Origin of the sequence: Algoriphagus antarcticus (genome assembly GCF_002150685.1) — a bacterium.
GTDB lineage: Bacteria > Bacteroidota > Bacteroidia > Cytophagales > Cyclobacteriaceae > Algoriphagus > Algoriphagus antarcticus.
This window is the reverse complement of the sequence record NZ_MSSW01000044.1, coordinates 103,418-124,547: the sequence shown is the minus strand read 5'-3', so window position 1 is coordinate 124,547 and position 21,130 is coordinate 103,418. Positions and strand designations below refer to the sequence as shown.

The 21,130-nt window shown below is 40.6% G+C and carries 14 protein-coding genes; 9 read left to right on the top strand and 5 right to left on the bottom strand.

Going from position 1 to position 21,130, the window contains the following annotated elements; genetic code table 11:
* Positions 1–407: 407 nt before the first annotated feature.
* Entirely contained in the window at positions 408–2,486 is a 2,079-nt protein-coding gene (locus BVH04_RS14945; RefSeq protein ID WP_086542264.1) for a family 20 glycosylhydrolase, read from the bottom strand.
* A 196-nt stretch (positions 2,487–2,682) separates the two neighbouring features.
* Here BVH04_RS14945 and BVH04_RS14940 point away from each other — a divergent pair, with 196 nt between their 5' ends.
* From BVH04_RS14940 to BVH04_RS14920, 4 genes are all read left to right on the top strand, one after another.
* Positions 2,683–4,014, top strand: a complete 1,332-nt coding sequence (locus BVH04_RS14940; RefSeq protein WP_086542263.1) for a GntP family permease — start codon at positions 2,683–2,685, stop codon at positions 4,012–4,014.
* Between the two features lie 730 nt (positions 4,015–4,744).
* Complete coding sequence (locus tag BVH04_RS14935) at positions 4,745–5,734, top strand: ankyrin repeat domain-containing protein (protein WP_086542262.1); 990 nt, start codon at positions 4,745–4,747, stop codon at positions 5,732–5,734.
* A gap of 896 nt (positions 5,735–6,630) precedes the next feature.
* Complete coding sequence (locus BVH04_RS14925) at positions 6,631–7,830, top strand: S41 family peptidase (protein ID WP_086542260.1); 1,200 nt, start codon at positions 6,631–6,633, stop codon at positions 7,828–7,830.
* A 144-nt stretch (positions 7,831–7,974) separates the two neighbouring features.
* Positions 7,975–8,352, top strand: a complete 378-nt coding sequence (locus BVH04_RS14920; RefSeq protein WP_086542259.1) for a VOC family protein — start codon at positions 7,975–7,977, stop codon at positions 8,350–8,352.
* 579 nt (positions 8,353–8,931) lie between these two features.
* On the opposite strand, the gene katG is transcribed toward BVH04_RS14920, so the two are convergent.
* Positions 8,932–11,196 carry a catalase/peroxidase HPI gene (gene katG / locus BVH04_RS14915; protein WP_086542258.1) on the bottom strand — a complete coding sequence of 755 codons (2,265 nt, stop codon included), beginning with the start codon at positions 11,194–11,196 and terminating at the stop codon, positions 8,932–8,934.
* 493 nt (positions 11,197–11,689) lie between these two features.
* On the opposite strand from katG, the gene BVH04_RS14910 reads away from it, so the two are divergent.
* From BVH04_RS14910 to BVH04_RS14890, 5 genes are all read left to right on the top strand, one after another.
* Entirely contained in the window at positions 11,690–12,250 is a 561-nt protein-coding gene (locus BVH04_RS14910; RefSeq protein WP_086542257.1) for a LemA family protein, read from the top strand.
* Between the two features lie 213 nt (positions 12,251–12,463).
* A complete protein-coding gene (locus BVH04_RS14905) occupies positions 12,464–14,137 on the top strand; it encodes a DUF2207 domain-containing protein (protein ID WP_086542256.1) in 1,674 nt (557 codons plus the stop codon).
* 183 nt (positions 14,138–14,320) lie between these two features.
* A complete protein-coding gene (locus tag BVH04_RS14900; protein ID WP_086542255.1) occupies positions 14,321–14,851 on the top strand; it encodes a hypothetical protein in 531 nt (176 codons plus the stop codon).
* Positions 14,852–14,888: 37 nt separating this feature from the next.
* Complete coding sequence (locus tag BVH04_RS14895; RefSeq protein WP_086542254.1) at positions 14,889–15,404, top strand: DUF1648 domain-containing protein; 516 nt, start codon at positions 14,889–14,891, stop codon at positions 15,402–15,404.
* The gene (locus BVH04_RS14890) at positions 15,401–16,117 is read left to right on the top strand and encodes a hypothetical protein (RefSeq protein ID WP_086542253.1); all 717 of its coding nucleotides are present in this window, start codon (positions 15,401–15,403) and stop codon (positions 16,115–16,117) included. The genes BVH04_RS14895 and BVH04_RS14890 overlap by 4 nt, the downstream gene beginning before the upstream one ends.
* Positions 16,118–16,290: 173 nt before the next feature.
* Here the strand turns inward: BVH04_RS14890 and BVH04_RS14885 are convergent, their stop codons facing one another.
* The 3 genes from BVH04_RS14885 to BVH04_RS14875 all read right to left on the bottom strand — a co-directional run bounded on the left by BVH04_RS14885 (position 16,291) and on the right by BVH04_RS14875 (position 20,947).
* Positions 16,291–17,088, bottom strand: coding sequence for an SDR family NAD(P)-dependent oxidoreductase (locus tag BVH04_RS14885; protein WP_086542252.1), 798 nt, complete (start codon positions 17,086–17,088; stop codon positions 16,291–16,293).
* A 206-nt stretch (positions 17,089–17,294) separates the two neighbouring features.
* On the bottom strand, positions 17,295–18,392 hold the full coding sequence (locus BVH04_RS14880; protein WP_240510944.1) for a sugar phosphate isomerase/epimerase family protein: 1,098 nt from the start codon (positions 18,390–18,392) through the stop codon (positions 17,295–17,297).
* Positions 18,389–20,947: a DUF7133 domain-containing protein gene (locus BVH04_RS14875; protein WP_086542251.1), complete on the bottom strand. Its 2,559-nt coding sequence runs from the start codon at positions 20,945–20,947 to the stop codon at positions 18,389–18,391. Before BVH04_RS14875 ends, BVH04_RS14880 begins: the two co-directional genes overlap by 4 nt.
* Positions 20,948–21,130: the final 183 nt, after the last annotated feature.

Genomic DNA, 21,130 nt, shown 5'->3' with positions numbered 1-21,130 from the left:
AAACACTTGTGCCAACGGCACAATCAGTAACAGCCCTGAATACAGTGAAGCGAAATTCAGGGTATGTCAATTCGAGATATAACCCAAGAGTGCCAACGGCACGATCGGTAGAGTTTTGTCGCAGCGGGACAATTGGTCGGTAGAGACAAGTATCAACCTTGGCATATGCGTTCCATCGGAACGCTTGGTCAGCGCAGCTTTTCCAAAGTTTAGACCTTTGGAAAAGTTAAATCCATCTACCATCCGAATAAAACGAGTCCTGCATCCTAGAAGCAGGACAACAACTCTAATCTTTGCGAACCTTCGAGGTGTTTGATGCAAAAATTTAAAAACTGCAACTCCGCCCTCCGCGAAAACTTTGGTTAGTGAGCCTGTCGACTACCGCTAACTCCGCGGTTTAAAAGACACTATTTATTCTCCAAATCTCCCTTCATTTCAAGGCTATTTCCTTCTTTGATCTTTTGGATAAATAGATCTTCAGCGTAGAATTGCCAGTCCGAAAACTTGATCGCCTGATTGGCCAAGTGATCATGATGATCCTGATCCAAAATGTAATCATCCGGCTTGTTTAGCTCTCTTGTTTTGCCATAGACAGTTTCCAATTCCGCCAATTGATCCTGCCATTCGCCTTCAAGATTCAATAATTTCTCCTTCGTAGCTTCTCTTTCCTCAGCTGTTTTCGCCAGATCCCACTCTGCCAGAAGTAGCAAGGACTTATTGGAAAATTGAGTGACTTTGGCCACTTGCTCATAGACTTCGAGCGTATAGGTATTTCTCAGTGCAGCCTTTTTGGATTCTGAGATTTTATATAAAATTGAGTCCACCACCAGCTGACTTTCTTTTGCTTTAGCTAGCTTTTCCTTATTTCTCTCCGTCCATTCCCCGGGAGCATTTGCCTCCGGCAAAGTCAAAACCGCATCCTGAATAGGGTTATCCATCCCCTTCAATCTATTTCTATTACTCGACTCCAACAAGGCATTTTTCCAAAAAGCCACTGGTCCTTCCAGGTCATTGATAAACTCAAAGTCTGTGGAAGCCAACTCACTTCCAAACGTTCGCTGTCTGTATGCGGTGTGCAGTTCATCCGAAGTCCTCTTTTCCCCAGACCAAGTGAATTCAGCAAAAATCGCAATCCCTCTTCGATACAATTCAAAATGCGGGGAGTCATCATCCCAAAGTGTCAAGAGCAGACCATCGGCATTATTGTCGATGGATATCAGGGCAAAATCCCGAATATTAGCAGTATTGCTTTCTTCAAGTGGCATGAGATTCCAGCGAGTTTGACCGGCAGTAGCGCCCATCACTTGGAACCCATGATCGGTAAACCACTGCATAGCTCGATTATTTCCTAGCGTCTCTGGCATATCATAATTCCAGCGCATATAGATGCAATTCTTTGGAAACATGTCCACATACTTGTTCAGATTAGGCTCGTTCACAGTCCAGATGCTATCCACCTGAGCTTTTGTTAATTCCCTGTTGAAAATCGATCCATAAACACCCGCATTTTTCAAAGGCATATCATCCCAAAAAATAGGCGTCACTGCCTGTTCATCGGCATATTTACTCACTCTATTCAGCCATATCAGCTGCAACTCCAAGGCTGACTTACCACTTTCTCTGCCTGTCGTGTGAACTTCATCTCCGCCCACGTGCAGGTATTGAGCATGGGGAAAAGCGGCAAGTGCATCGGAATACAAATCAAATTGAACCTCATATGTCCGCTCATCCAAGGGATTAAACGCCCAGTCACTTTCTGGGTCATCACGAAGCTCTTTATACTCCTCATGTTTTAGAATAAAAGAAGCATGTCCCAGACCTTGCACCAGAGGTGAAATTCGAATATTTCTTGCCATGGCATACTCGCTCAGCTTTTTCCATTCTGCTATAGGCCAAGCATCCGAGGAGCCAACTTTTGGCTGCTTCTCGTACGCCAACTTATCTTCTATTTCTAAGATTATCCCGTTGATTTTCAGCTCAGCTAAGCGATCAATGATATCGTAGTAATAGTCTTTCTTTTCCAAATGATGTTTTACATCGAGTTGCACAGAGCGGTATTGAAGCGCTGGCTCATCCCGAATGCTCACTTGTGACAAAGCCGCATCCTGATCCAGTGCATCCTGAACCAGCTGACCAAGCGTGATCACACCATACCAAAGTCCTTGCTTGGTGGAAGCTGAGATCGCGATTTCATATTGAGTGATGTCAAGAGTATAGCCTTCAGCCTTAAGTCCCGAGTCTACATCCAAGGTGAAATTAAGCGACTTTTCAGAAAAGTCTGTAAGTGAGTTGCCAGAGATAAATTGCGCTTTGGCCTTCTCTACGAGGGATTTTATATCGCTCGCAAGTAAATCAGATCGTTCCGTAATCTCAATGGATTTTGGGCTGGGCAAAACCCGATATTCCGCAATTTTCGACGGGTTAGATTTGCATGCGACTAATATCAAGAGAGAAATTAGCAGCGAAAGGGTGGATGTGAAGCGCATAAGAGAGATTTATTGTCAAAAGAAGTTCAGTAAGCTAAAATACCAAATATTCAATCCTAGCGAAGCCACTCAACAAACAATTAGAAAGCTATTGAAGCTCTAGGCTTTAATATTCCCTTTTTTTCCCTAATTTTTAGGTTTAAGGTCGTAACGCTACCTGTTTCGATCTCTTTTTTCAAACCCAACCTAACCCAAAATGCTCACATTATTGATTATCCTTTTTGCCTTGGCACTGATTCTCATTGCCATCGTCAAATATGACATCCATCCCTTTTTAGCACTTTTTTGTGGAGCCATTCTATACGGCTTGCTCGTTGGAATGCCTGGCGAATTGATCTTGAAATCCATTTCTGATGGCTTTGGAGGAGTGCTGGGAAGCATAGGCTTACTGATTTTGCTGGGTGTGATGATGGGCACTTTTCTGGAAAAAACCGGTGGTGCCATTGTCATCGCAGAGAAAATTCTCAAATGGATTGGAGAAAAGTCTGTGACGCTAGCCATGATGATCTCGGGATATATTCTATCTATTCCTGTGTTTGGAGACAGTACTTTTATCATGATGAATCCGATCAGCAAGTCGCTTTCACTAAAAAGTAAAGTTCCTTATGCTGCCACTACCATCGCGTTGGCTTTGGGGGCTACAGCCTCGCACTCTCTCGTCCCTCCTACTCCAGGGCCGATTGCTACGGCAGGAATTTATGAAGCTGATCTGGGAATGATCATTTTCTACGGGCTTATTGTGAGTTTGATCGCCTTGATTCCCAGCTATATTTTTGTCAAAAAAGTTGCTTACAAAATCCCTTTGGTGCCAAAAATGGCTGTCAAAACTGAGGAAATTGAAAAGAAACAAAGACCGTCAGCATTTGCTTCTTTCTTGCCCATTATCGTTCCGCTTATCCTGATCATCGTCGCTTCCATTGCCAAGTATCCGACCAAACCTATGGGTGAAGGCACATTCTACACCTTTATCCAATTTGCAGGAAGTCCAGTGATCGCCTTATTACTGGGAGTATTTTTGGCTTTTTCTCTTCCAAAGAAATTCGACGCCAAATTACTTTCCTCTAGCGGCTGGTTGGGAGAAGCGATCCTGATCGCAGCCCCTGTCATCTTGATTACGGGGGCTGGCGGAGTGTTTGGGAAAATGCTACAAAACTCAGGCATTGGCGATATGGTAAGCGAAAGCATGAGCGGTGCAAGCTGGGGAATCTTTCTTCCATTTCTTATTGCTTTTGCACTGAAAACAGCTCAGGGATCCTCTACGGTAGCGATGATTACTACAGCATCGATTGTCGCTCCTTTGCTTGGTTCGCTAGGACTTGACTCAGAGACAATGCGTGTCTTCGCCGTCTTGGCAACAGGCGCTGGAGCCATGGCCATCTCCCATGCCAATGACAGTTTCTTCTGGGCAGTGACTCAGCTCTCTGGCTTGACAATCAAGCAAGGAAATCAAACACACAGTCTAGGCACACTCATTATGTCCGTGACGGCGATCTCTGTGATTTATTTGATTACGTTGATTGTGGGTTGATGGAGGAAGTTTGGAAGTTGAAGGTGGGAGGTTGGAGGTTGGAGGTTGGAAGTTGGAGGTTGGAGGTTTGGAGGTTTGGATCGTCACTGCGAGTCTTGAAAATTCAGAAAATATACAAAAAGGAGATGACAGAGTTTGCCGTTTTAGCTGTGGTTTTCCGAATTAAATGCTGAAATATTTCAAATCTAAAAATATAATACACTCTGTCATTGGTAGGAGGTACGACGAAGCAGTCCAATCCTGAAAGTAAAGGGTAAAAAATTAGAGTATGCTTCACATTCCCAGAATGCGAGAAAGTTAAGTTGCTTTAGGCTCCAGTCTGGACCTGCCTTGCTGGCATGCAGGTCTCCACTGATCGGAATTCCTTAGTGGTCTGTAAAGAGGCAGACTATGGCGTAGAGAAACAGGTCACTCTAAAAAGAATTTTTTTTTGAACTGCTTTTCCCCGATCTTAAGGTTACTTTTTAAGAATGGGTTATGAAAACAATTTTTATACGAAATAGGGAAATAAAGAAATCTGTATGTACGCTTTTCTGCCAGTAAGCGAATTCTCTTTGGTCAATGGGTTGGAAGACCGATGACCGAAGACCAAAGTAAACCAGAATTCAAGGTGTCTTTGAATTTTTGATCCTTTATATTTTCTACTGGCAAGATTCCGTATAATCACAATCTAAAATATAGTATAAGAAAAAAAGTGATGACATGATTAACAAAAAAAGAAAAAGAAAAAATGCTTAAAATATTATGGATTCTTGTAGGTCTTAATGCCATCGCGTTAATCGTTCTTATTATTTATTATTATGCAGATACCAGCGATAGAAACGCAGATGCTATAGAAAGTGGCTGGTTTTATGTATTAGTGATTGTTGGATTGCTGGTACTATTGTTAGGAGCGCTTCCTTTGCGTTATGGTCATTCGACCTTTAGCCAGGTTGTAGGTGGTTTTTTTGCTGCTTTACCTTTGGTAATTGGTTTGGGAATTTTAATATCCAATAATCTTCCTTCCTTTAAAAAGGAAAAAACCGAAGCTGAAACTTATTACAAGGATAAAAAACAAATCGCCATTGCTTCGGCCATTGAAAACAACAATACAATTTTGTTAAAAGAATTGATAAAGGAACAAAATTTGAATATACAGGGCATTGAAGTTTGGGGTTGGCCTGGTTTAAATTATTTGCAATTTGCTGTAAGGTTGAAAAGTAACCCAGAACTTATTCGAATACTTATTGCAAATGGTTCTGACCCGACACCTGCATTGGATGAGGCTACTCAATATTTGCCGCCAGACATAATTGCTGACTTTTTAGCCGCAGGTGCCAATCCCAATGTTCATAGTTTAATAGACGGTTATCCGGTTTTATTCCGAACGATTGGAAAAAGTAATAAGAGGGAAAATGATATCGCTATTTTATTGATAGTCAGCGGAGCCAACGTGAATGCAAAACGCGAAAACGGTTTTACACCAGTCATGTTTGCGGCGTATGAAGCAGGCACCAATGTGGAGTGGAATGATACTTGGCGAGTGGTACGTTACCTTTTGGAAGATTCAAACGCTGACTACAATTACACCACCTCTGACGGTTACAACTTAACAAACATTATTGAAAAAATCATTGTAGATGCTCAAGCTGAAAAAATTACAATGCCCCTAGATTTTGACAAAGTTGAATTATTGTTAAAACAACACAATAAGGATACAATGCCAGCAATGGAAAATTAATTTTGTTTCAATGCATAACAGTGCACAACCTATTTAGTATCATACTTTAAAAAATTAATTAATGGGAATTAATTTATTTATAGGGCTCGGCGAAAGTCGAGTCTTTGATTACTGAAAGTAAAAAAAATGATTTCAACAGTAAAAACCTTATTTGTATACATAGAAAACCAATTAGGGTTAACCAAATAATATAAAACAACCAATAGAAATTTCAAATTTTTTAAATGCTAAACCGCAAGATGAAAATAAGTCAAAAATGACAGTGAATTACGTCTATGCTAGTGTCAAAACTCAAAAAGGCATTCGAGTAGAAGATGCGATATGTTTAATATCCGCAATATTCACTGAACGATTTATCGAAGCCGCGAATGAATATTCAATAAACGGCCACAACTTTGAGCCGGGTTCAGCACTATTTTAAGATAAAATTAATGAATTGGTTGTTGGGCCCATCAAAGTCAACAATTGGAATCTGTTACCTAAAGAGCGCGTCTTTGGAGAAATCAAAAGCAAAATCGATTGGCAATTTGAATATGATTTTTTTCCATCTTAAACTGAAATTTTTGAAAATTACGATAAAAAAGTGGGCGAAACAGAATGGGGAAACTCAACTTAAGAGTTCCAGATAACAACAAACCATTTTTATTGCCACTACAAGTCGGATACGAATAAAACCGAAAGCAAAGAAAGATTGTTACAAATAACATTAGATGCCATGGCCATGATACTTATAGAAACAAAAATGGCATTATATCCAGCAATTACGTTAACAATGGTTTTCGAGATTATAAATGGAATGTCAAAAACCGCAACTATGACGGATAAAAGAATGGAGGAATTGAAAAGGTAGATTGAAAATTACCTTTAATCTCAAAAAACAACAAGCAAGCAATTTTATGAAAACAACAAAAAGTCTAATTTTCTTCTTTCTGTTTATTGTATTTTTTCAACTTGCATTTTCACAGGACAAGGTTGTCTCTGACATAGAGTTGTATCGCAAGACGATTTCCAATAAACATAAAAATCCATTCACAAAAATATCGAAAGAGTTTTTTAATCAGCAACTTGATACTTTGATTTCAGATGTAACAGAGTTAGATAAAGAACAAGTTATCGTCAGATTGTTAAAAGCAAACGCATCAATTGGGGATGAACATACCATAATGTTTCCTAATGCCGATTACTACCTTCCTTTTCAATTCAAATTTTTTGATGAAGGAATTGCAATTACTGTTACAGATAGTTTGCATACAAAATATTTGCTTTATAGGGTACTTTCAATAGATGATACTCCTACTGCAGAAATCATTTCCTTATTGAAAACGACTATCAAACAGGACAATCTTTCCTATTCTAAATACTTTGAAGCATTTTATTTTAACAATACTTCCATTCTACAAGGACTTGGAATCATTAAAAATATTCAAGAAGTAAAATTCAGACTCTTATCGCCACAAGGTGACACAGTAATTACCACAGTGTTTGGAATTAAAAAAGAGGTTAATACAAATTGGAAATATGCAGAGCCTTACAAGCAGATTTTAGCATATAGTAATTTAAGCAATTACTGGTTTCAATATAATGAAGACAATAAAATGCTTTATTTCAATTATAGGAGTTGTGCTGAAAGCGAAAATGAATCTTTTACAGCGTTTAACAAAAGACTATTTGAGGTCATTAATGAAAAAAAGCCGACAAAATTAATTTTAGACTTGAGATTTAATGGTGGTGGTAATTCAGCCATATTAAATCCGTTCATAGCGGGTATTAAAAAAAGTGTTTTGAATACTAAAAATAGTTTTTTTGTTGTGATAGGACAAAAAGTTATGTCCTCATCGTTAATGAACGCAATTGAGTTAAAGAGGACAACAAATGCAACATTTGTGGGAGAATCTACCGGAGGGAATATAAATCACTTTGGAGAGATTAAAAATTTCGAATTGCCAACTCTAAATATGCGAGTTACTTATTCTACAAAATACTGGGAAAACTGGGAAAATATGGAAGGTTCATTAACTCCTGATATTTCTATACCAAATTCATTTTATGACTTTATAAAAGCCAATGACAAAGCAATTGAAAAGATTTTGGAATGACAAAAACCTTCTGAAAAACAGTTGTGCTAAATTCAACATTGGTAATTCTAATGAAATTTATTGATAGAAATCCACCACATCGCCAAGCCTAAAACCGTTGGCAGTAACCTTTTTGAAATAATCAATAAAATAAAATATTAATAAATGAAATCAGTATCACCAAACATCTTTGTAACCGACATCAATCGAACAATTGAATTTTACAAAAAATTGGGGTTTAGCTTAACAACAACTGTTCCCGAAGAGGGGGAAACTATTTTTGCAATGATGACATGTGGAAGCGTAGTGTTTATGTTTCAAACTTTTCGCAGTTTGGGCGATGAATTACCGACCGTTTTAAGACAAGATGGAGGTTCATTACTTCAGTACATTCAAACAAATGAGATTAGAAAGTTTTATGACCAAATTAAAGACAAAGTAAAAGTGATTAAAGGACTTGAAAAAACATTTTATGGTGCAACTGAATTTTCTATTGAAGATAATAATGATTATCTACTAACTTTTACGGAAGATGAAAAATAAAACATCAATTAATAAAGCCTGATTTTTCTAAGAAGCTTAGCAATTAAAACCATCTTACTCAACAGCAGTCTGATCACTATCCTGTTTTTGGCCTAAGCCTGCCTTGCCGCAGGCAGGTCTGAAGACTTGAACCAGGCGTTATTTTTTTTACCACGGTGGGCACAAAGAACAACGCGGAGAACGCAAGTAAGTATTTGGACTTGACTCCTTGATCATTGAGAGTGCAAATTGATAATTTTTTTTACCGCCAAGACGCAGAGTGCGCCAAGCAAAACGCAGAGGTTTTTCTTCTTTCATCAAAAAAATCTTTGCGAAAACTTAGCGTCCATCGCGTCTTTGCAGTGACAAGAATATTCCTTTACCACATTGGAAGCAGACTGAAGATGCATTGTCATAGGTCCAAGCCTGCCTTGCCGCAGGCAGGTCTGAAGACTCTGAACCAACTAAACACCCAGCCTAAGGTGAAATATTATTGCTTGGCGACCTCCGCGAAAAACTCGGCGTGCTTTGCGGTTAAATGCATAAAAAAAGGTGATCCGTTTCCAGATCACCTTTACTATTTCACTTTACAAACTCTAATTAAGCCAGATCGTAGCGATCGAGCATCATCACCTTATCCCACGCTGCAACAAAGTCCTTCACGAATTTATCATTGGAATCTGCACAGGCATAAAATTCAGCAATAGCACGGAGCTCAGAATTCGATCCGAAGATCAAATCTGCACGAGTCCCAGTCCATTTCACTTGACCGGTTTTGCGGTCTGAGCCCAAGAATGCATGCTGTCCGGAGTCCGCAGCCTTCCATGTAGTACCCATATCCAATACATTAATAAAGAAGTCATTAGTCAAAGCTCCAGGAGTGGCCGTGAATACGCCGTGCTTAGAATTGTCATAGTTGCTACCTAATACTCTCAACCCACCAAGCAGAACTGTCATTTCCGGTGGGGTAAGTTTGAGCAATTGTGCACGATCTACGAGCATTTCTTCCGCTGAAGCTTTGTGCGTAGGTCTGAAATAATTACGGAAACCGTCCGCTGCTGGCTCCATTGCTGCAAATGAAGCTACGTCAGTTTGTGCCTTTGAAGCATCCCCACGACCAGGAGTGAATGGAACTGTAATATCTTTTCCAGCATTTTTCGCTGCTTTCTCTACTCCTGCACAACCAGCCAATACAATTAAGTCAGCCAAAGAAATCTGCTTATCACCGCCTTGAGCAGCGTTAAATTCCTTCTGAATAGCTTCCAGCTTATCAATTACTTTTCCAAGCTGTGAAGGGTTGTTTACTTCCCAAAATTTCTGTGGAGAAAGTTTGATTCTTGCGCCATTGGCACCTCCACGCATGTCTGATCCACGAAAAGTAGAAGCAGAAGCCCAAGCAGTAGAGACTAACTCAGATACAGAAAGTCCAGAATCTAGCACTTTCGCTTTTAGCGAAGCTACATCCTGATCATTCACCAATTCATGATTTACAGCTGGAATAGGATCTTGCCAGATCAGTTCTTCTGTAGGTACTTCAGGGCCTAAATAACGCTGAATTGGTCCCATATCCCTATGAGTCAATTTAAACCAAGCTCTTGAAAAAGCATCAGCAAACTCTTCAGGATTTTCGAAGAAACGTCTGGAAATCTTCTCATAAGCAGGGTCTTCCTTCATAGCCAAATCAGTTGTCAACATAGCGGGTGCATGCTTCTTGGCTGGATCAAATGCATCTGGGACAGTGCCAGCGCCTCCTCCACCTTTCGGCGTCCACTGATGTGCGCCAGCTGGGCTTTTGGTCAATTCCCAATCAAATCCGAATAGATTTTCAAAATACCCATTACTCCACTGAGTCGGAGTAGAAGTCCAAGTCACTTCAATGCCTGAAGTAATAGTATCCCCTGCATTACCTGTTCCAAATGAGTTTTTCCAACCCAATCCCATCTCTTCGATACCTGCACCCTGTGGCTCGTGTCCTATGAATTCTCCAGGATCAGCAGCTCCGTGGGTCTTTCCAAACGTGTGGCCACCTGCAATCAGCGCTACCGTCTCCTCATCATTCATTGCCATCCGGCCAAAAGTCTCACGTATATCATGTGCAGCTCCGATCGGGTCTGGCTCTCCTTTTGGTCCTTCTGGATTCACATAGATCAATCCCATGTGAGAAGCTCCAAGTGGATTCTCCAAATTTCTCTCTCCATCTCCGCTTCCAGCATATCTATCCTGATCGCCAAGCCATTCTCCTTCAGAACCCCAGTAAATATCCTCTTCCGGCTCCCAGACATCTTCGCGACCACCGGCGAATCCGAATGTTTCCAATCCCATTGTTTCCAAAGAAACATTTCCTGCCAGGATCAACAAATCCGCCCAAGAAAGCCTATTGCCATACTTTTGCTTGATTGGCCAAAGTAAATAACGAGCCTTGTCTAGATTGGCATTATCTGGCCAGCTATTTAGCGGGGCGAAACGTTGAGAACCTGATCCTGCTCCACCGCGTCCATCTGCGATTCGGTAGGTTCCTGCACTGTGCCAAGCCATTCTGATAAAAAATGGGCCATAATGCCCGAAATCTGCTGGCCACCAATCCTGAGAATCTGTCATCAAATCAGCCAAATCTTTTTTGACAGCAGCAAGATCCAATTTCTTGAATTCTTCTGCATAGTTAAAGTTTGGATCCATCGGAGTGGACTTCGATGAATTCTGACGTAGAATATTCAAATTCAACATATTTGGCCACCAGTCGCGGTTCTTAGTTCCGCCACCTGCAGTCTGATTAATTGCTCCACTTGTAAAAGGACACTTTGCCGAACTATCATTGACATCCCATACAGAATCTGTATAGTCATGTCCGTTTTCTTTGTTACTCATATTGTTAGGATTTATGTTTGACTTCTTACTGAATTAACGAATCTAAGTTAAGTAAATAGTTCTTTATCTAATTTCAGATTCAATTGATAAAAACTATGACTCTTTTGAAAAGGCGATAATAGAAATAAATGTGCATCCGAATGCTGATTTTCAAATTATCAAAAAATCAGGAAAGAACCCATCTTTAATGTGTTGTTTCCTTCACTTCTGTTTGTAGAATTTCTTGAGTTTTCAATAAAAGTTGGTACTTTGAAAATGTTAATTCATTTATATGTATGTACGCTTTTCTGCCAGTAAGCGAATTCTCTTTGGTCAATGGGTTGGAAGACCGATGACCGGAGTAAACCAGAATTCAAGGTGTCTTTGAATTTTTGATCCTATAAATTTTCTACTGGCAAGATTCCGTATAATCATAAAATTTAAAAATGGAAGAATATATTTTCACCTACTTTTTAGATATCTCTAACCTAAACCATCCTAAATTTCATTCATCATGGTAATACTGCTCATTATTGTTGGGATCATTCTGCTTCTGGGAGTTATTCTAGTTGGTGTTTTCAATCGTTTTGTCAAAAACAAAAACACCGTTAAAGACGGCTGGAGTAATATAGATGTGGCTCTAAAGCGACGCTATGACCTAATTCCAAATCTTGTGGAAACTGTAAAAGGCTATGCAAGCCATGAAAAAGAAACGCTGGAAGCTGTGATCCAAGCTAGGAATTCCGCGATGGCAGTGCCTTCTGGTGATATCAATAAGCAAATCCAGGCAGAGAGCCAGCTTCAGAAAACACTTAGAAGTGTTTTTGCGCTTAGCGAGGCCTATCCCGATCTGAAAGCAAACACCAACTTCCTCCAACTTCAGGATAAACTGAATGAAATCGAGGAAAATCTTGAGCGAGCAAGACGGTATTACAATGGCACTGTCCGCGAAAACAATACTTATGGAGAAAGCTTCCCGGGAGTTCTTTTCGCAGGGATGTTCAGCTATCAGCATTTTGACTATTTCGAAGCTGAGCCAGAAAGTCGCGAGAATGTTAAAGTGAGTTTTACTTAATCTGATTATCCTTTTTGATGCCAGTATCCATAATTTCTTTGCTTTACCAGACAGAAGACCGGTGACCGAAGTAGCCTAAAACCCAGATTGGAGCTTATTCTATGATGCTTTTGTCAATATATTTTCAGAAAGGAAGAAATACCTAATTCTTAATTAGAGAACAATTATCCTTACAAATCTTCAGTTAAGCTTTGTAGGTACATGAGCACTAGTATGAAAAAAAAATTATTTTTATTAATCTTCCTTTTTGCGCAGCTAGAAGTTTTTGCCCAAGATTTCACAGTGACTTCCTACAGTGTGGATATCACAATTCACGAAGAAGGTTACTTTGATGTAGTTGAGAAATACAATCTCAATTTTGAAGTTCCAAAACATGGAATCTTTCGGGATATTCTTACTTCCTATGATTTGCTAACCGAGGATGGCAAGCAAGAAACCCGTAAAATCAAACTTAGCAACATCAAAGTTCCGGGCTATAAGTTTGATGCTCCCTCGGCATTTGGACAGAAAATGTCTGATAATTTGCAGATCAAGATCGGAGATGCTGATATTACGCTTGAAGGCCCACAGCAGTACGAAATCCGGTATAGAGTTGAAAATGCTTTCATCCACCAAAAAGAGGCAATCCAATTCTATTGGAACATCAAGCCGAGCGACTGGTATGCTCCTTTCAATAAAATTGATTTCACCGTTCATATACCAGAGGGAGTGACGCTGAATGAGGGAGACTACTTTCTATATTCTGGAACTGTTGGCTCAGCTGTTCCCTCTTCAGATTTTAAGACTACTTATTCTAATGGCATTTTCTCAGGCACCACCAAGCCTGATGTGGTTTCTTTTGGTGGAGAAGCGGTAACAGTTTTGTTGAAATTGCCTTTGGGAAGTGTGAAAGAAATCAAACCACTTTGGCCATTTTGGACTAACTATGGATGGGTATTCATTTTGCCGTTAGTCTATATTGCTTTTTATGCGATCTGGAAAAAGCATGGCAAAGACGATCATGTCACCACCACCACGAGTTACTATCCGCCTAAAGGTATGGATCCAGCCATGGTGGGTTACTTGATCGATGATTCTGGGGATACGGCAGACTTGATCTCACTTATTCCTTTTTGGGCTTCCCATGGCTACCTGACTATTGAGGAGATTGATGAAAAAGGATGGTTTGCCAAGGATGACACCAGACTCGCTAAATTGAAAGAAATTGAAGCAGACGCACCTTTATATCAGCGCCAACTCTTCAATGGATTATTTGCCAGCAAAACAGAAGTGCTCGTAAGTAGTCTCAAAGAAAAGTTCTACACTACGATGAGCACCGCAAGTGGTGGTCTAAAAGATGCAGCTCAGGTTTACTATGTGAACAAGTCTCGCAGAATAAAGAATTTCACAATTGGAGGCTTAGTAATTCTGATTTTTATTCTTACGCCATCCTTCCTGTTTTTCTGGGGAATAATAGCAGCTATTGCGGTGGGAGTTTCTCTCCTTTTCTTAATGATCATGAGCCAGTTTATGATCAAAAAAAACAAAGAAGGAACAGCCATTTTATCTGAGCTGAAAGGTTTCAAACAGTTCATCAAAGTAGCTGAGGAGAACAAGCTCAAAATGCTTCTCAAAGAAGATCCTACTTATTTCGAATCCACTATGAGCTATGCGTTGGCTTTTGGGATGTTTGATAAATGGGCGAAAAAATTCGATGCTCTGAATATCCAACCTCCAACTTGGTACTATTCTTCAACAGGCAGAATCATGACTATGAATCATTTCTCCAAATCATTCAACGATTCCATCAAGTCCACACAAGCTACGATGGTGAGTTCCCCCTCAAGTTCGGGCGGTGGTGGATCATCCGGAGGCGGATTTGGTGGTGGTGGAGGCGGAAGCTGGTAGTTGAATTAGAAATTATGATTATTCGAAATGATGTCAGTAGCCTTATTTCCTTTGCTTTAATTGACCGATGACGGGTGACGGTTGACCGAAGTAGCGAATTTGCCAGTGTTAATCATTTCTTAAGATGCTTGAATCTTCTACTTGAGAAAAAGTGGTGTCACCAAACCATTTAATCCCAATCTTATGAAAAAATTATCAATCCTAGTTATCGTATGCGGTACCCTTTCGATGACCGTAAATGCGCAATCATCTGATGACAAGTACCTGATCAAAGTACAGACGCTAGATGGCACTATAGAAACTTTGTATGGAGTTATTTCTGGTGAAAAGGACGTAGAAAGAGATTGGGAGCTATTCAAATACTTATTTCATCCTGACGCCAAGTTGATCCCCACAGGTAAAAACCAAGCTGGTGTAATCGGTGCTACCTTCATGACGCCGGAAGACTACATTGCTAGAGCTGGGAAAATGTTGGTTGAAATCGGATTCTTTGAGAAAGAAATCCATAGAACTGAAGACACATTTGGCAATATCACAGAGGTATTCAGCACCTACAATTCCTACAATAACGAATCTATGGATACGCCATTTGCGAGAGGAATTAACAGTATTCAGCTTTTAAATGATGGCAATAGATGGTGGATTATCAATATCTACTGGATGCAGGAATCAGAAGAGAATCCTATTCCAGAAAAGTATCTGCCGAAAAACTAGATTCCAAAAGATTATCTGAAATAAAGTGGATCAAGGAATGGAAGAAAAACCAAGGATCAAATTAAAACTAAATGTTGCCGACATAATTCTTGAATCGTTCGGATGGTTGGCAATTTTAGCGATTTGGGGATTGGTAATCTCTAATTATTCCAGCCTGCCCGATTCTATCCCAATTCACTTCAACGCCGCTGGATCGCCGGATAAATTTGGAGGAAAAGCAACATTATTCGTTATACCGATTATGTCTAGTATCCTATTTTTTGGATTGACATTTCTAAACAAGTTTCCAGAAATTTTCAACTACCCAATTCAAATCACACAAGCGAACGCGCCCGCTCAATACAGGAATATAACACGAATGATAAAGTACCTGAAAATGATAATAGCACTTATTTTTGGGTTTATAGTATTTAAAAATATCCAAATTGCCCAAGGTGTTGAAGACGGATTAGGCATTTGGTTTACGCCACTTTGCTTAGGATTTCTTTTTATACCCTTAGTTTACTTTATTGCCAATTCATTTAGAATCAATAAGAAACTTCAGCCACAATGAACCGAGAACAACTCCAAAAAGATTTTTTCCCGAAAGAGGTGATGCTAAAACTCTTTAGAGACAGCACCCACTTAGAATCTAAAATAAAGTTGATTAATGACTACATAGACGAAGTGCGAGATTCCTATGATGAGGATGTCCTTCAGATTATTCAGAATAATCAAATCGCTCATACCTATTGGATGTCAGAACAATATGCACAAGCTATTGCCCATTTTGAAATTGTGGTTGAGAATATGGAACCGGAAGATTACCCTTCCAATTATATTTTGGTCCTAAACTTATTGATAAGAGGCAATAGATTGCTTTCGAATTACAAAGAAGCTGAAAAATGGATTGCCCTTGCCTTTGGAAATTCTAAAATATACCACCCATTTGATAACTTAATCATCTTAAATGATTACGCTGATTTGATCGCTGATTCTGGACAAGCTTTTGACGAGAGTCATAATCCCTTAATTCAATCAATAATCGATGAACTTGGCTTTCCTGAGAAACTAAAAGATCCTGTCGATACCATTAGATCGATGAATAAAAGCCATAAGTATTGGGCAAGAAAGCTTACTTCTATTGAGGCAGATTCTTTGAAACCAGATCTTGATTTAACTATCAAAGAATATGAAGAATACGCAGCTTCCTGTGAGATCGAGTGGTATAGAAATTATGTCAAGAATACTATTGAAAGACTCAAAATCAAAAAAGCACAAGTCTGAAGACTTGCGCAAACTATACAGCCGCTCTTCGGAATTTGCAATCCCGAAGAACTATCAGAAGATTTATAATCCCAAGTAAGTAACAAAAGCAGTATTGTAAATCTCTGAAAACACCCCTGGAAGTTGAGGAAAGAAAAAAGTTGCGCCGTTGCGCCGTTGCGAGAGACTAGCCTTCACCTCGCCGTCCAGCCCCCATCCACAGTAAGCATCGAGCCCACCATATATGTTCCCGCATCCGAAGCTAAGTAAATAGCCGCTCCTTGGATCTCTTCCAATCTCCCCCATCTACCAAGTGCTGTCGCACCAACGATAAATTTCTTTCCCTCTTCAGTACCGGCAATAGGTAAGTTCATTTCTGTCAAAAACGGCCCAGGGCAAATCGCATTGACCGTAATATTGAACGGAGCAAACTCCAATCCAAGCGCACGAGTCATCTGAACTACTGCGCCCTTGCTCGATGCATAAGGTGTTCGATTCGATAGGCCAACCAATCCCAGCGTACTCGCCAAATTGATGATACTTCCTTTCCCGGCTTCCTTCATATAAGGAGTTACGGCTTTGCAGCATAGCCATGTTCCGGTCACATTGATATCCATCACTTTGCTGAACTCTTCCAACTGCAATTCATCTATCGCTCCACGAATATTGATTCCAGCGCTATTAATCAGAATATCTATAGTTCCAAATGCATCAAAAGCCGCTTTTGACATGGCTTCTGTCTGATCTTTGTTCACAACATCCGCTTCAAATGCAATAGCTTTCACTCCATAGAGGTAAGCGATTCTCTTGGCTGATTCCTCTCCTTCACTCAGAGTTCTACTCACCAACATTACATTGGCTCCGGCTGAGGCTAAACCTTCGGCCATTGCCAATCCAAGTCCTTTCGAACCTCCGGTGACGATTGCTGATTTTCCACTTAGATCAAAAAGTTTGATTCCGGGTAATTTGTTGGTGTTGGTTTCTTGAGACATGTTTATTAAGGTTAAAGTTTAATAGGTTAAAGTTTAATCTGTATGTAAGCTTTTCTGCCAGTAAGCGAATTCTCTTTGGTCAACGGGTTGGAAGAACGATGACCGAAGACCTAAGTAAACCAGAATTCAATGTGTCTTTGGACCTTCGATCCTATAAATTTTTTACTGGCAAGATTCCGTATAATCACAAAGTTTAATATTAAGCACTACAATCCGAGAGAATTACGACTGTATTTCAGGCATGAGACAACGTTCTGCTCTTCATAGGCAAGTATCTCCTCAGGACTGAGTCCGGTAACGTGTGGTAGTTTGCCCGCATAAGTTTTTTCCCTTATAAGTCGTAGCGTCATTGCAGTTTCTTGAGCAGATGCATCCTCAAAAGTAGCCCAATAGCCATCAGTCAAGTAAGGAATTTCCAATGGATCACGTGTGATCATTTCCAGCGTAAAAGTAATATCAGGATTGAATTTTTTGCACCAATCTACTCCTGCTTTGACATCCACAATCCCCTCGCCAAGCGGAACCTCAGAAAGCAGAAAACCATCTTTGTAATCCTTCACGCCCATATCTTTCACATGGGTGGAAAAAGCATATGGAGCCAAAGTCTTGATGACTTCCATCGGGTTTTCTAAGAATGACACATTGTTACCAAAATCCAACGTCACTCCTACCCATTCACTGCCAAGATTAAGGATAATTGACTCCAGTTCTTTTGCTGTCCAGTCTTTATGGTTCTCTACGGCTAGCTTCATTTTATGCTTTCGCACTATCGGCTCAGCCAATTCTATGGACTTCAAAGCATTTTGCTTGAAGGTTTTATACTCTTCGGGAGTTTTGAAATTCACATATCGCCTTCCACTCAAGCAGGCCGTTCGTAATACAGTAGCTCCTGCTTCTTTTGCATCCAAAACTTCAGCTTCAAATTTGGCAACTTGATCAGCTGATTTTGGAAGGCCAATACTTCCCTCTAAGTATAAGTCTAACTTTTCCCGGCGATCACGTACCTTTTTGGCAAAATCATTTGCCCAACCGCTCACCAGCACTTGCACTCCACCAGCACCGATTTGCTTACAATGCTCCATCATATCGATCGCATCTGCGAAAGCAGGATACTTTTGACTGCCTTCTTTAGATTGCCACCTCGCTCCGTAGGAATGTACGACCACACCCATCGGCACATCCTTAAGATAATTAGGCATAGACGGAAGTGGGAAGGTCATCGCCATTGCTCCCAAGCTGGCGGTTTTGATGAAACTCCTCCTTTCAGCACCGAACCTGGTGAAAATGGTTTTAAGGGACTTCATAGATTAGGGTTTGGGGTATCGGCAGGAGGCAAAGATTCTATGTACTCATTTAGATCTGTGGCTTTCCATGGGTAAACTCTTCCTTGAGTAGTCAAGCGAGTTTTGCTGACTGTGCGACCTGAGATTAGCGGAGCTTGATTGCCCCACTCATTTCTAATGTATGTTAAAATCGCTGCAATACTCCCATCATCCATCGTAGAATGCGAAGGCATAACGGGAAGAATATCAGGAGCATCATAGGTTTTTCCCGCCACATCGATCGGGCCTTCCAACCCATGCAATAAAATCATTGCAAGCCTCCGCTCATCTCCCAGCACCCACTCAGATCCAGCCAATGGCGGCCCCATTCTAGTAGCACCTGATCCGTCCGATCCATGGCAGCCAGCACAGGTCACCAAGAATTTCTGTCGGCCCTGAGCAAATTGCTGCATTCCCTTTTCATCTAATTGGTTTTCTGAAACCGCAACTTCAGATGGTACAAATCCAGGCCAGGAAAATATCCGCATCAGCATATCCAAGCGATTTTCATCTATTGGAAGATCTGTGCGCTTGAAAAGTGAAGGTTCAGATTTCAAAGCTATCAGCTCTTTGCCCTTCAAGTTTGCAGCCTGAATTGACATCCCGGAAATCAGAATATTTTCCTTCCATCCTAGTTCTTTCGCATTCGCCAATGTCAAAAGTCCGGTAACCTCAGAAGGTTTTCCATTTTTCAGAACTGCTGAAGCCAGCGTTTCCAGAAAAATTTCCTTTGTCTGATCCTGACTTCCCCAATCTGAAGAAGCCCAAAGCTTTTGTAAGAAATCATATTCTCTACCGGCCAAACTGCTCATCATCGCATCTCTAATCAGCGGATCGTCTCCATGCTCTTTGAAAGTGGCGGAAAGAACTTTTGCATTGGCCTCCGCTGAAAGCGCATAACTACTCAAAGCAAGTTGAAGTGCTTCTTGCTCTGTAGCTTCTGTAGCTGCATCTTCCATCGCTTGTGCAAGTTTAGATCGCGTAGCTGAAGAAGCTTGCGCAAATGGTTCTAATAATCTCAGTGCTGTATTTTGAATCAGACCTGAAGATTTCTCCAAGACTGAAAAAAGAAAATCTTCTGACAGTAGCCCTAATCCTTCAAGCGTCCAAAGCGCATGGAATCTACCCAATTCACTTGCGTTTAGATCAGAAGCCAAATCCATCAGTCCATCTTTCACACTTTTGTCATTGCTCTCCACCAATAATCGCTGAGCCATATCTCTGTACCATCCGTCTTTATCGGAAAGAAAATCTATTAATTCCTTGTTGCTGGCTTGCGAAAGTTTAGGCATTGCTCTGGTAGTTTCTCCCTCAGGAACAATCCTCCAAATCCTACCCAAATGAACTGGAAATTCCAATCCTCTTGCCACTGTCTGCTCCACTAAATAAGGTGTCATAAAAGCACCGTGCTGAATCAAACCACGATAAATATCGGCTATATACAACGCGCCATCGGGTCCAGTTGCAAATGAAGAAGGGCGAAACCGTTCATCCGTGGATGCTAAAAACTCTTTGCCCGGATTTGGATCGTTCCCTGTGATGGTATTACCATTTTCAGATAAGACATTCCTCTTTATCAAATTACCCGCTGGTTCTGCTACAAATACATTTCCATAATATTCCTCAGGAAAAAGTGTGCTTCTGAAAACCAAAGGAGAACACGCTGCAGTGAACTCCATGAGTCTCTGATTCTCATCCAAAACACCTGGAATGTAGCCTCTGTTCACTGCTGGAGTAGGACGAATCGGATAAACTCTGCGATCCTGAGCCACTCCATAATCGATTCCGGTTGATGGGCTGTGATTGGGATTTCTGGAAAGATAATTTGGAGGAACTAGATCTGCGTGGAGTTGAGACCAATTGTAATTGTAAAACAATCTACCCTGATCATCCTGACTGATTCCCCACTGTCCACGGAATTCTGTGGAATCTCTGATCCAATCGCCATCCTGATATTTATACCTCAATCTTGACTTGGCATTGTAATACCAATTGTCAACATTTCTGAGCAATCCATTATCCGAATGCTCGGGGTTTCCAGAGTAAGCATAGGTAGAATCGAGTAAAACCTTGGTATCAGCCTTGAGGTCTCCATCCAGATCTTGGGTTACCCAGAGAGCTTTATTTTCTGCGACCAGCACTCCATCTGCAAAAAAACCTATAGCACGGGGCATGATCAAACTATCCAGGTAAATGGTACTTTTATCCATCAGGCCATCACCATCTTCATCTTCCAGTACTGAGATTCTGCCAATTGGTTTATCCTCCTCAGAACCCAAAGTATCTGTCATAAACCCGCGCATCTCAATTACCCAGAGTCTCGCATCCTCATCAAAGGTGATAAAAACAGGATCCTCAACCATCGGTTCAGCAGCGACCAGTTGGATTTTGAATCCATCTTCTAATTGAAAAGTTTCTAATTCTTCCTCCGCGGACCTTGCCGGGGACGGGTTTGAGGGGTCTTCCTTAACAGTTTTGGCACATGATGCCAGAATCATTACTATAAAAAAGTAAGGAATACTATGGGTAATCGACATACTACAACAAGGAATTTTGGGTTTGAGCAAATCCCCCTCTTTAAAGCTAGCAATTACAAATTTGACAAGCTTAAAAAAGGTTCTGTACAATTTGAAACATATTCGGTGGATACACAAGAATGAATTACAATAATGGTAGATAAGAAATTCACTGATTTCAAACCTTTACAATTTTGTAGCTAG